The following is a 12,350-nucleotide window of genomic DNA, read 5'->3' on the forward strand; positions in this document are numbered from 1 at the left end:
GTCAGCCCGGGCGGATCACGATGGCGAAGCCCCGGCCTGAGGCGGCTATCGCTCGTTTCGCCTCGTCTGGAGCCAAGGCCAGCAGGAGACCGCCGGTCACCGGGTCGTCGGTGCCGGTCACCTCCAGGACCAGGGCGGCGCTGGCGACCGGTGTGGTCCGGTCCCGGTCGGCGTCCAGCCGTAGCAGGTCCACCCGGTTGCCGGGGCGGACCACGGTCAGGGCTGTCGGGTCGGCCAGCCGGACCGGGACGCCGACACTGCCCGGTGGGATCGGTCGGGCGCCCGGTCCTGAGACGGATGCCTGGGCTGACGGGCTTCGTGCGCCTGATGCGGACGGTATGGCGGTGGTCGAGAGCGGAGTGCAGGTGGCCGGTTTGAGCCAGAGGACTGCGGCTGCTGTGACCAACAGCACTGCTACCGAGATCAGGCGGAGCATGGTGCCTCGGGTCGGCCGGTGCCATCGCACCGGGTCGAGGCGTTCGTTGCGTGCCGCTGGGACTGCTCGGGGCATCTGACCTCCAGAACCTGACGCTGCGGGTAGCGAGCGCTGGGAAGGCCGAAGGTAGGCGGCTAGCGAGGACGACGGGGACAGCCCTGTGGATAGCCGGGCGCTGTGGAGAACCGCGGATCTCTCAGCAGATCTTGGTAGCCGACGAGCGGCGGCCTCAGCAGGTGGAGCCAGCGCTGGATCGGATCCTGGCAGCCTCGGCGTCAGGTGAGCCGGTGGCTGGGCCGGAACGGGCCGTGCGGTGGCGAATCCTCATCGGGCGCTGTTGGGAGCTGCCCGGTTCAGGAAGGGGCGCCGAGGAGTTGGCGGCCTGCTTCTCAGGCTGAGCTGGGCGGCCAGACCTTCAGGGAGCCGGAGGCCGGGTGGAAACGGCCGGGTGGAGACGACTGGGTGGGAACGACTGCGCGCCGGGCCGGAAGACCGGCTCGGCGCGCAGTGGGGGTCGGGTCAGGAAGTGGCTGCGGTCTTTGTGCCGCTGCTGCCTGAGGACGACGAGGACGACGAGGACGACGATGAAGAAGAGGACGTCGACGACGAGGTCGTACTGGAGGACGACGAAGACGACGTGGACGGGGTCGTCGACGGTGTGGCGTCGGACTTCTTGGCGGGGGTGTCGCTCGTCGGGGTCGCGGGCTTCTCGGCGCTTACCGCGCCGGCGCGGGAGTCGTTGCGGTAGAAGCCGGAACCCTTGAAGACGATGCCGACCGAGTTGAACACCTTGCGGAGTTTGCCCTGGCAGTTCGGGCACTCGGTGAGTGCGGGGTCGGAGAAGGACTGCACGGCTTCGAGCTGCTCACCGCACTCGGTGCAGGCGTACTGGTAGGTAGGCACGGCCCCTCCGGATCGATCGGCTGCTGGCACTCGCCAACTCCGAGTGCCAATGTTGCGGCATCGGAGGTCAATTCGTCCACTCCACGCCCGGCCTGAGCGCTAAGCCGTGGGTGGCTGTTGTCACAGCACGGCGGGACAAAAGGGCTGGACCGGGCCGTGAGCGTAACGGATGCCAGACCCGGCGAGGGCTGTGCGGTGCGCGCCGGCCGCTCATACGGGACGGCGGGAGAAGCCCTCGGTTGGGGTCACGACGGCCTGGACGGCCCGGTCATGCGGGTCGGCGGGCACGGACGACAGGGTCTCGCCGTCATGGAGCAGCGCCACCGTCAGCGGGCCGGGCGAGGAGTGTGCCGAAGGGCCGGGCGAGGAGGGAGCCGACGGGCGGGGTGAGGGGAGGCGGGACAGGGCTCGGTCGTAGGAGCCGCCGCCGCGGCCCATGCGGGTGCCGTCGTCGGCTACCGCCAGGGCGGGAACCAGCAGCAGGTCCACTGTTCGGATCGCGGTCACGCCCAGACGCGGGCCGGTGGGCTCCAGAAGGCCCCGGGACGCCTGGACGAGGGTGCCGGTGAAGACCGCCCAGTCCAGGTCGTTGTCGGGGAGCAGGATCGGCAGGAGCAGGCGGCCGCCAGGTGGCAGGGCTTCGGCCAAGCGGTTCGGTAGGTCGGGGCCGCCGGGTTCGGAGCCGATGGGGACGTAGGCGGCGATGTCACGGGCGCCTGTCCGACGTACCAGCGCAAGGGTTTGATCCTGGATCTTGGTGGCGGCGGCGAGCGTGACCGAGTCCGGAAGTGATCTGCGGAACGTGAGCAGGCGTGTGCGCAGCGCGTTTTTGATTTGGCGTGATTTTTCGCCATCAGCGGTTAAATCCGACATGCAACACCCCCTTCTGGAAACCGGCAAACGCCGCACACTATGTCAGCATCGCTGAGAACGCCAGGGCCACTCCGGGAGGATGTGTGACACTTCGTGGCCGGCTGACCAGCGCATTTCTGGTGGTCGTGCTCGGTCCCGTTCTGCTCGGATCCGTCTTCGTCGCACTGACCGTCGGTGCGGTGAGCCGGGAACGAGTCACCGAACGCCTCGACCACGCCGAGACCACCGTGGGCGCTGCCGTGAGCGCGATCTGCCGGCAACTCCAGGCCGCTGCCGACGCGGTCGCCGTGGTCCCGTCCGAGAACCGTGCCGCGGTCGCCGCTCAACTGGTCACCAGAGGACTCGCCTCCGCGATCAACGTGTCCGATCCAGGTCAGCCGATCACCGGCCGGGTCGCGAGTAGCGAACAGGGAAAAGACACGGTCGGCTGGAAGAGCTGTATGAATCCACCGAAGGCGAGCCCGGTGAGCGAGCCCGCCACCGCGATCTCCGCCACCGCGTACGCCCAAGAGGTCACCGTGACCGCCGCCCAGCGCATCGATGCCGCCCTTCTGGACCGCCTGAGTGAGGCATCAGGAGCGACCGCCGCGATGAGCGGCCCGAAAGACGATCGCGCCGCCAACCGGGACATGCCCGCCGAACCGGGCCAACCACTCACCCTGACCCTCAGCGTCCGCACTGGCGAATCGCCTTTCCGGCACGCCGTCCTGCCACTGATCGTGTTGGTCACCGCCGGTCTGGCGGTGCTGGCGGCCCGTTGGCTGGCGCATTCCACCACCCGCCCGCTCGGTGACCTGGCCTGGGCGGCCGACCGGGTGGCCAACGGCGACCTGGACACCCGCGTGCCGATCCCGCGGCCGGACGAACTGGGCCGCCTGGCCGGCACCTTCAACCGGATGACCCGGGAGTTGCAGTCCTATGTGCAGGCGCTGACCGCGAGCCGGGACCAGCTGCGCCGCCACCTGGCGATCCTCGGCGACACCCTGTCCAGCACCCATGATCTGGACCGGATCCTCCCGGTGATCCTGCGAACCGCGATGACCGCGACCGGCGCGCGGGCCGGCCTGATCCTGCTGATCGAACCGTCCGACGGCCGGTTGGCCGCGCGGTCCGGTTCGGGTCTCACCGGCGACTGGGATCTGCCCGTCGCGGAGCTGCTGCAACGCCGGCTGGCGCCGGGGCGCGGGATCCTCGGGACGGTCGCGGCCACCGGTTCACCCTTACGGGGTACTAACCGGGGGGTGACCCGCGATACGAACGGAGCCGACCCGGACGAACCGGCGTGTGAGTCGTATCTCGCGGTGCCGATCTGCGCTCCGCCGGCCGAGGACGCCGACCCGGGTCCGGGTGTTCTCGGGGTGCTCGCCCTCTACGACCGGCTCGGTGGTCCCGGGTTCGAGGACAACGATCTGCGCATCGTGCGGACCTTCGCCGGTCAGGCCGGGGTGGCGGTGCACAACGTCCGGGTCCATGAGGAGGCCCAGCGCCTCTCTTTGACCGATCCGCTGACCGGACTCTGGAACTACCGTTATCTGCGTGAGGTGCTGCGCCGTGAGGTGGAGCGGGCGAGCCGGTTCGGCCGGATGCTCACCGTGCTGGTCCTCGACCTCGATCACTTCAAGGAGGTGAACGACACGTATGGCCACACCGCCGGTGACCAGGTGCTGGGCGAGTTCGCCCGGCGGATCCGGATCGGGCTGCGGGAGGTCGACGTGGCGTTCCGTCAGGGCGGTGAGGAGTTCGTGGTGCTGCTGCCGGAGACGGACGCGTACGGCGGGGTGATCGTCGCCGAGCGGCTGGGCGCCGCGGTGCGGGAGTGGCCGATTCCGGTCGACCCGCGCCGGCCGGGCCTCGGCGACCGGGTCTCGATCAGTGTCTCGATCGGCATCGCCGTCTTCCCCGAGCACGGTGCGACGGCGCAGCAGGTGCTCGACGCGGCCGACGAGGCGTTGTACGCGGCCAAGCACGCCGGCCGTGACACGTACCGCTTGGCCGAAAGGGTTTCCGGTATCGGACCGGAAGGGCAACTGGATGCCGCGAGACAGGCCCCTGGCCGCTAGTCTCGGCGGCATGCTTGAGGCCGAACAGCCGGGCACAACAGCGCCGTACCAGCCGGGCACGACAGCGAAGGTGAAGTGACTTCAATGACGACGAAACGCGCCGTCAAGGCAGTGATCCCAGCGGCGGGGTTGGCAACCCGCTTCCTGCCGGCCACCAAGGCGGTCCCCAAGGAACTCCTGCCGGTGGTGGACCGGCCGGTGCTGCAGTACATCGTCGAGGAGGCCGCCGCCGCGGGCCTCAGCGACGTCCTGCTGGTCACCGGGCGTGGCAAGACCGCGATGGTGGACCACTTCGACCGCCGTCCCGACGTGGAGGCCCGGCTGGAGGAGAAGGGCGACAAGACCAGGCTGGCGGCGGTACGCCGGACCAGTGAACTGGCCGACATCTACACCGTCCGCCAGGGTGAACCCCTCGGGCTCGGCCACGCCGTCGGTTGCGCCGCCTCGCACGTCGGCGACAACGCGTTCGCGGTGCTGCTCGGTGACGAGTTCGTCGAAGAGGACAAGCCGCTGCTCCCGCAGATGCTCGACCTGCAGGCGGAGACCGGCGGCATCGTCCTGGCGTTCATGGAGGTCGCGCCGCACGAGACGTCCCGTTACGGCATCGCCTCGGTGCGCGAGACCGGGAACCCGGACGTCGTCGAGGTCACCGGCCTGGTCGAGAAGCCGTCGCCGGAGGAGGCCCCGAGCAACCTGGCGGTGCTCGGCCGGTACATCCTGCCCGCCAAGATCTTCGAGGTCATCGCGGACACCAAGCCCGGTAACGGCGGCGAGATCCAGCTCACCGACGCGATGGCGACGATGCTCGCCGACGGTGTCCCGGTGCACGGCATCATCTACCGCGGCCATCGCTACGACACCGGCATGCCGCTCGGTTACCTCCAGGCCGTCGTCCAGCTCGCGGTCAAGCGGGATGACCTGGGCGAGGAGTTCCGGGCCTGGCTCACTGACTTCATCGGCGGCCGGAAGGGATGACCGCCACGGCCGATCGCGAGGCGGCCGCTTCCAACGAGCTGATGCCTCTCGCCGAGTACCTGGGCAGTGTGCTGCGCAGGCTCCGCGCGCTGCCTCCGCTCGACCTCGACCTCACCGAGGCGCACGGGAACGTGCTCGCGGCCGACGTGATCGCCCCGCACCCGTTCCCGGCGTTCGACCAGGCCGCGATCGACGGGTACGCGGCCCGATGGGAAGACCTGGCCGGCGCCGGGCGCATCGGGTCGCACCCGTCGTTCGGGCAGTTCGAGAGCACCGCCCGGAGCATCCGGCTGAACGTGGTCGGCGACATGGGCGCGGCCCACTGGCGGCCGGTCCGGATCACCCCGGGCACCTGCTTCTCGGTGGCCGCCGGAGCGCCGCTGCCGATCGGCGCCGACGTGGTCGTGCCGATTCATTGGACCGATCAGGGCATGGCCGCGGTGGAGATCCTGCACGCCCCGAAACGGGGCTCCGGGGTGCGGCGGGCCGGTGAGGAGGTCGCTGTCGGGCAGGTCCTCGCGGTCGCCGGCTCCTACGTCACCCCGCCGACCGTGGCCCTCTTCGCCGCCTCCGGCATCGGGCACGTGCTGGTCCGGCCCAGCCCGCGGGTGGTGGTCGTGGCCACCGGCGACGAACTCGTCGACGTGGGCCGGCCCAGCCAGCCCGGCCAGGTGGTCGACGCGAACTCGCACGCGCTCACCGCGGCCGCCGTCGAAGCGGGCGCGATGGGTTTCCGGATCGGCATCTGCGACGACGACCCGGAAGGTCTGCGCGGCCTGCTGGAGGACCAGACACTGCGCGCCGACCTGATCATCACGACCGGCGGCACCGGCACCGGGCCGGGCGACATGCTGCGCCGGGTCCTGTCCCGTCCGGGGCCGGGCCGGGGCACGGTCGAGTTCATCGACGTGGCGCTCTCGCCCGGCACCTCCCTCGGGTTCGGCACGGTCGGCGGCGAGGAGGTGCCGGTGGTCTGCCTGCCCGGTGAACCCGGCGCCGCCCTGATCGGCTTCGAAGTGCTGGCCAGGCCGGTGATCCGGTTGCTCGCCGGGGCCGAACCGGTGTTCCGGCCCGGGATCAAGGCGCACCTGCTGGAGACGGTCTCGTCACCCGGTGGGCTGCGTGAGTTCCGGCCCGCCCACGTCGCGGAACGGCGTGGTGGCGGCTACACGGTGCAGCCACTCGCCGGTGGGCCTTACACTCTCTCCGGTTTGGCCGAGGCGAACGGCCTGCTGGTGCTCGGCGAACGGGTCACCACAGCGGCCGCCGGCTCGACCGTCGACGTTCTGCTGATCGACCGGAGGCGATAGATGCTCGGGGCCACCACCCCCGGATGGCCCGCTGTGCTGGCGGACGGGGCTGTGCTGCTCCGGCCGTACAAGCGCGGTGATGCCCGGGCCTGGTCCGAGGTGCGGATCGCCAACCAGGCGTGGCTGACGGCCTGGGAGTCGGCACCGCCGGGACCGTGGGCGGAGATGAACTCGACCCGCGCGTACGGCTACGTCTATCGCGACATGAAACGGGCCGCCCGCAACGGCGACAGCATGCCGTTCGCGGTCTGCCTGCTTGAGAACGGCCGGGAACGGCTGGTCGGGCACGTCAACCTGGGCAACATCGTGCGGCGGGCGTTCGCGTCGGCCTATGCGGGCTACTGGGTGGACCATCGGGTGGCCGGCCGGGGTGTCATTCCGACGGCTCTCGCGCTCGCCGTCGACCATGCCTTCGGGCCGGGCGGGCTGCACCGCATCGAGGTGAACATCCGGCCGGAGAACGGGCCGAGCCGCCGGGTGGTGGAGAAGCTGGGGTTCCGCGAGGAGGCGTACCACCAGCGCTACATGCACATCGACGGCGGCTGGCGGGACCATCTCGGCTACGCGATGACGAGTGAGGAGATCGCCGGCGAGGGGGGCCTGCTCGCACGCTGGCGCCGCGTCCGTACCGCTAAATGATCTTGAACGTCGCGTCGCTACCGGCGCGGCGCGCGAAATAATGTCGCTACCGCCCGTAACCTCGCATTCGTCGTGTCATTTTTCCGTGGCGGAACGGAGGGGTGAGGGTGCCGACCTCGGTGCTCCTCGCCGTCCTGGCCGCGGCTGGGCTGCTCGCCCTCGCCCCGGCGCTAGTGCGCCGGTACGACGCCACCGAGCGCCTCGCTGCGGAACGGGCGTCGTCGACGGCGCGGGTGCTGCAGCGCCAACGCCGTCGCCGCACCGTGCCCGGACGCCGACCGATAAACCCCGCCCGCCAGGTCACGGTTACGGTACCCGCCCCAACGGGTGATCCCGCCGCACCACCGGAACGACGCCTGCGCCTGGTCACCGGCCGCCGTTCGCAGCGGGTCGACAAACGCCGAGGCACCCCCGCAGTGGTCCGCCGCCGCCGCGTCTTCGCCGCCCTGATCCTGCTCAACACCATCGAACTCATCGGTGTGGTCGCCGTCGGCCCCGGCTTCTGGATCGGCTTCGCCGTCACCGGCAGCCTCCTCGGCCTCTACCTCGTCCACCTGCGCAACCGCGCCATCATCGACCGCCGCCGCCGGCGCGTCCAAGCCCGCGAGGCCGCCTGGCTCGCCGCCCGCCAAGCCGAAGTCCGCCGCGAACAGGCCCGCCGAGCCGCCGCCCGCCGCGAAGCCCAGCGCCGCCTGGCCGCCCAGCGCGAAGCCGTCCGGCGCGCCGCGATGGGCCTCGACCGCGAACCCACCGACCTCCCCGCCGCCGCCAACGGAGGGTCGGTCTCCTACCGGCGTCGCGGAGGTCTGCGCGGCCGCGCCTACGAGGCCGGAGGCAGACACCACAATGCATCCTGATCTTGTACGGGGTCAGCGTGGCCCCGTAGATCGACACCCGGCCGTCCGATCCCGGCGACGTGGCTGCCTGGTCCCGGCGGCCAGGGCCGCCATCCGGGCGGGTTGCCCTACCGCAGGGCTACCCGTGCTCGGGTAGATGACGGAGGGGCGGTTCGCGGGGTGCCCGGCCGACCTGTTAGCCTTTCATCGGTCCCAAGATGACGCAGTCATCCGGGACTGGGGGGCTGTGGCGCAGTCTGGTAGCGCACCTCGTTCGCATCGAGGGGGTCTGGGGTTCAAATCCCCACAGCTCCACCAAAGGCTAAAGGCGACTCGTGTCCGCGGAAAGCGCGGACCGGAGTCGCCTTTGCTATATCTACTCCGAGGGCCGAGCCCCCGGAAACCCCGCATCACGGTGGGCGCGGTCAGCGTGACTGTTGCGGTGGCGAGCGCGGTTCGCAGTGAGAGTCATCCGGTCGTGCAGATCCGGCCCGCCGTCCTGATCCGCGTCCGTCCACGCTTGCCGTCGCTCGGCCTCGACCACCGTGGTCTCCCCATCGCTGGCAGACCACAACACCACCGATCCGCTCTCCAGGCGGGTCATCGCCGTTGCCCCTTCCGCGCCCGGCTTCCAGCACCATGCACCCGCCAAGCAGGCGAGGACTCGTTCACCTCGGATGACGCCATCAGCTCCCGGCCTTCTACGAGTCGCGTCCTCACAGAAACCTATCGGCCGGTCTGGTACAGGAAGGCTTAGGGCGGGCGAGCCTGGCTAAGGTGCGCTGGCCGGTGCTTCGTTGAGCTTGAGGGTCAGTGCGCATCGACAGCCGATCCGGATGGTCTGCTCGGTCGGCTCGCCCCGACAGGCGGAACGGGCGCGATCAACTCGCTGGATTTCGGTACGCGGTACGTATCTCCGACCGTCGGGAAGGACAGCAGTGCCAGAAGACGCCGAGGCAATCGCCGCATTCGGGTACGAGCTCGGGCTGCTCAAGCGCGTGCGCCGCACTGGTTGGTGGCACGCCGGAGTCCGTGACCCGGAATCGGTTGCCGAGCACACCATGCGTACCGCTCAGTTGGCCGCCCACGATCCGCAGGCAGGCAAGCCTCGACGCTCCTGCGGTTGTTGTCGTAGATGCGTTGACGGCCCTCAACTAGCTACCCGTAAAGGGCTTATTCTGGCATAACGTACTCCCGGTCCGGCTGGACCGTACCGAAAGTGGTACGGTTGCGCCAAGGGGGTTGGGATGACGTACAGGCAGCAGCTCCGCGAACTGGCGTTCGGTACGCATGGCGTAATCACGACCACTCAGGCGGAGCGGGAGGGTGTTCCCGCAGTCGAACTGCGGAAGCTCGCTGCACGTGGCGCGCTGACTCAGCTTGGTCGCGGGGTGTATCGGATGAACGAGGCCCCGGCGGGTCCGTTGGATGAGTTTGCGCAGGCTGTCGCATTAGTGGGCGGAGAGGCTGTGCTGGCTGACGAGGCGGTGCTTGCTGCCCTGGATCTTGCGCAGGTGAACCTGCGGCGGGTCCGCGTAGCTACGTCTCGTCGGGTGCGTGCAAAGCTTCCGAAGACCGTCGAGGTCGTCCAGCAGACTGTGCCGGCCGGTGACCGCGATTTCATCGACGGAGTTCCGGCCATGACGTTGGAAAAGGCGCTGCTCGGTGCCCATGGACGCGTGATGACCGAGCGCCTGGTTGACGCGGCGCACCGAGCCGTCCAGCGCGGCTTGCTGGCGAAAGACGCTGAGACTCGTGTCGTCGCCGCGTTGCAGGATATGGGCTCTCGCGAACGATGACAGAGCCTACAAAGAAGGTGCCACGCGATCCGGGAAGCGTCACCATGCTGCAGCGTCGTTTGAGCCAAGCGGCATCGGCTCGGGGGTCGACGGCCAAAAGGCTGCAATCGCTGGTGGGCAACGTCGTGTTGTGTCAGATGTTGCCCGCGTCCGCGGTCAAGGGTGGTACCGGACTCAAGCTGCGCCTCGGTGACAGCCGCACCCGAGCCACCCCAGACCTCGATACCGCATTCCGCGGTGATCATGACGAGTTCGAACGCGAGCTGAGAAGCAATCTCATAAATGGATGGGGAAACTTCACCGGATCCGTCATTCGCGGGCCGAAGCGGCCGCCTGTCGGGGTACCAGACTCATACGTAATGCAACCGCTTATCGTCAAGCTGCAATTCCATGGCAAATCCTTCATCACCATTGACGCCGAGGTTGGCTACGACGAACTAGAGGCTACTAACGAGCCGCCCGAGTTGGAACTCTCGCCGGAAGTTTCCGGCTTGTTTGTGGAACTCGGTCTACCGGCTCCGGTGCCAGTTCCGGTTTTGCCCTTGCACCACCAGATCTCACAAAAAATTCATGCGTGTACCGAACCAGGCAACGAACGAGCACACGATCTGGTTGATCTGCAAATCATCACACCGTTGGCGGATACGAAGCTGGCGGCCGCGACGGTTGAGCGGATATTCCAGTTTCGTGCACAGCATGAATGGCCGGCTCGGGTGACGCCTACCCAGAACTGGTCATCCCTGTACGCGAATGCTGCCGACGGTCTGGACGTACTCGCCACGGTGGAAGAGGCGCTGAGTTGGGTCAACGATGAGTACATCCCTAGCCTGATCTCGGCTACGGAATAATGTCCATTAGGTCCCGCCGGCTGGGCTGGATCCCTGTCTATCACCAGAATTGAGTGCGCTCGCGCGGCGCTGCTCGCCCTGTGGCACGACACGCAGGAGATCCGCACCGGCGACCTGCCGCTCGCCGCCACCCGATACTTGGCCAAGCCGGATCCACGCCAGATCGCGGCAGACCAGACCGGCCAGCTTTCCGACCACTCACGCGACGCGGTCCGTGCAGCCGTCGACGGCTGGATCGGCTCCGCCCGCAAAGACCTAAAACCGAGATGAGCCGTTTAAATGCCGACGAGATGGCGTCAGGGCGTGAATTGCTCCCGTAGGTCGACGATCAAACCTTCGCGAATGGTCATGATCAGAATGGTTTCGGAGTCCTTGAAGCGTCGGTCGAGTGTTTGGAGGCTGGCGGGGATTTGAGGGATTGGGCTGGCTGCGGAGTGGTAATCCACGACAGTGATCGTGGCTGAGTTCGCGATGCTCACGGTCCGCTGAAAGTCGTTACGGTTGCGGTAGTAGAAGTCGTTGCACCAGGCTGCGGGAGGAATGCTGACCTTGTCAGCCCTGCACGCCGTAGTCGCCGTTTCCCCGAAGAACCAGTCGATCTTATCGAACGTGACGGTCCGTTGCCTGGCGTCGGCACGGGTGCCCAGCGCGTATACCTTGCCGACCAGGTTGGTTGTTCGCGCACTCACGCTTCCTAGTCCTACTCCGCATTCGTCCGGGTGACGGCATGGGAGCGTCTGGTTCACATCGCGAACCTGCGCGGAGGTGAGCGGGCTTTCGGTTCGTTTCGTGCTGGTCAGAACCCCCGGTATGTCGATACCGGCGTGGAGGGCTTTACCAGCCGATAATCCTGTATCTCCGGGCGAGGCGCATCCGGCTGTTCCCGCGATCAGAAGAGCAGCTGTTGCGATGACCAGGTGTCGGCTGATGAGCATCGGCTGACCTTAGGTGAGGCGGTGCATAAGCCGCTGCATTAACACGAGCAATAATCTCCTAGCCGCGCTTATCGGTCAGATTTCAGACATCATGTGGCGTCGTTGAAATCTGCCTCCACGGAGAATGCAAAAGCACGTCTACATTTAACGGATTGCGAAAGGCTCTGCCCAGTACGCGCGGGCAATCTGTACGCCGCCCTAGCCCTGGCGCGGGCAAGCGCCGACGCGGTGGCGAGCCGTCGGCCGCTGAAGTGACCCAACGGCCGACGTGTGGTCAACCCCGAGGGAGAGTAGATCGAGGTCGCTCCCCGTGTGGTCGTTTGCTTGATGTGCAGTTGCCGCGGTACGGATGGCGGCGGTCCGGGATAGCCTTGCCGTAATGGCTACCTATCGCAGCGCCTCAGTGCTCCTCTCCTCGGACGGCACCCGGACCAACGGCACCGCCGCCCTCTTCGCCGAGCCGGCTCGCAAGGGCGGGCTTCCGCCATGGGCCGGTGACTTCCGGCCCGCCAACGATGCCGGCAGCGGCCCCAAGAACGCGGTCGGGAAGACCTTCACGTTGGAGTTGCCCGACGGCAGCACCGGTAAGGTCGTGGTTCAGAGCCTCAAGAGCGGCAAGGGCGGCGTCGTCCTGGCGCTGATGGGCGAAGGCGCGCCTCCCTTCTGACCAGACCCACCGAACGGATCGCCGCCGGCCTGAGACGGCCGGTTTGCGATCTCTGACGATGACAATGCG

At 68.2% G+C, this 12,350-nt stretch carries 12 protein-coding genes, 1 tRNA gene and 1 pseudogene; 10 read left to right on the plus strand and 4 right to left on the minus strand.

Annotated elements, in window-relative coordinates; translation table 11 throughout:
- Position 1 precedes the first annotated feature (1 nt).
- Complete coding sequence (locus BLU81_RS37190) at positions 2-511, minus strand: hypothetical protein (protein WP_092552256.1); 510 nt, start codon at positions 509-511, stop codon at positions 2-4.
- A gap of 373 nt (positions 512-884) precedes the next feature.
- On the opposite strand from BLU81_RS37190, the gene BLU81_RS51070 reads away from it, so the two are divergent.
- Positions 885-1,184, plus strand: a complete 300-nt coding sequence (locus BLU81_RS51070) for a hypothetical protein (protein WP_231954915.1) — start codon at positions 885-887, stop codon at positions 1,182-1,184.
- A 62-nt stretch (positions 1,185-1,246) separates the two neighbouring features.
- On the opposite strand, the pseudogene BLU81_RS51685 reads toward BLU81_RS51070, so the two are convergent.
- Both BLU81_RS51685 and BLU81_RS37200 read right to left on the minus strand, forming a co-directional pair.
- A pseudogene (locus BLU81_RS51685) lies at positions 1,247-1,369 on the minus strand (FmdB family zinc ribbon protein); the annotation flags it as partial.
- 180 nt (positions 1,370-1,549) lie between these two features.
- Positions 1,550-2,212, minus strand: coding sequence for a 5-formyltetrahydrofolate cyclo-ligase (locus tag BLU81_RS37200; RefSeq protein ID WP_092552262.1), 663 nt, complete (start codon positions 2,210-2,212; stop codon positions 1,550-1,552).
- Positions 2,213-2,295: 83 nt separating this feature from the next.
- Between BLU81_RS37200 and BLU81_RS37205 the strand changes: the two genes are divergently transcribed.
- The 8 genes from BLU81_RS37205 (at position 2,296) to BLU81_RS37250 (ending at position 10,679) form a co-directional block, all read left to right on the plus strand.
- Positions 2,296-4,272, plus strand: a complete 1,977-nt coding sequence (locus BLU81_RS37205) for a GGDEF domain-containing protein (RefSeq protein WP_092552265.1) — start codon at positions 2,296-2,298, stop codon at positions 4,270-4,272.
- Between the two features lie 84 nt (positions 4,273-4,356).
- Positions 4,357-5,247: a UTP--glucose-1-phosphate uridylyltransferase gene (locus BLU81_RS37210; RefSeq protein WP_092552268.1), complete on the plus strand. Its 891-nt coding sequence runs from the start codon at positions 4,357-4,359 to the stop codon at positions 5,245-5,247.
- A complete protein-coding gene (locus tag BLU81_RS37215) occupies positions 5,244-6,557 on the plus strand; it encodes a molybdopterin molybdotransferase MoeA (protein WP_092552271.1) in 1,314 nt (437 codons plus the stop codon). Before BLU81_RS37210 ends, BLU81_RS37215 begins: the two co-directional genes overlap by 4 nt.
- Entirely contained in the window at positions 6,558-7,196 is a 639-nt protein-coding gene (locus BLU81_RS37220; RefSeq protein ID WP_092552274.1) for a GNAT family N-acetyltransferase, read from the plus strand. It begins immediately after the preceding gene.
- A 107-nt stretch (positions 7,197-7,303) separates the two neighbouring features.
- Positions 7,304-8,053, plus strand: a complete 750-nt coding sequence (sepX, locus tag BLU81_RS37225) for a divisome protein SepX/GlpR (RefSeq protein WP_092552276.1) — start codon at positions 7,304-7,306, stop codon at positions 8,051-8,053.
- A 220-nt stretch (positions 8,054-8,273) separates the two neighbouring features.
- Positions 8,274-8,350 (plus strand) — tRNA-Ala (locus BLU81_RS37230).
- Positions 8,351-9,279: 929 nt separating this feature from the next.
- The gene (locus BLU81_RS37245; RefSeq protein WP_092552282.1) at positions 9,280-9,831 is read left to right on the plus strand and encodes a type IV toxin-antitoxin system AbiEi family antitoxin domain-containing protein; all 552 of its coding nucleotides are present in this window, start codon (positions 9,280-9,282) and stop codon (positions 9,829-9,831) included.
- A 44-nt stretch (positions 9,832-9,875) separates the two neighbouring features.
- Complete coding sequence (locus BLU81_RS37250; RefSeq protein WP_157751961.1) at positions 9,876-10,679, plus strand: nucleotidyl transferase AbiEii/AbiGii toxin family protein; 804 nt, start codon at positions 9,876-9,878, stop codon at positions 10,677-10,679.
- 296 nt (positions 10,680-10,975) lie between these two features.
- On the opposite strand, the gene BLU81_RS48830 is transcribed toward BLU81_RS37250, so the two are convergent.
- Positions 10,976-11,614: a hypothetical protein gene (locus BLU81_RS48830; RefSeq protein ID WP_157751962.1), complete on the minus strand. Its 639-nt coding sequence runs from the start codon at positions 11,612-11,614 to the stop codon at positions 10,976-10,978.
- 379 nt (positions 11,615-11,993) lie between these two features.
- Between BLU81_RS48830 and BLU81_RS37265 the strand changes: the two genes are divergently transcribed.
- Entirely contained in the window at positions 11,994-12,281 is a 288-nt protein-coding gene (locus tag BLU81_RS37265) for a hypothetical protein (RefSeq protein WP_231953702.1), read from the plus strand.
- The last annotated feature ends 69 nt before the right edge of the window (positions 12,282-12,350 follow it).

This window comes from Actinoplanes derwentensis (genome assembly GCF_900104725.1).
GTDB lineage: Bacteria > Actinomycetota > Actinomycetes > Mycobacteriales > Micromonosporaceae > Actinoplanes > Actinoplanes derwentensis.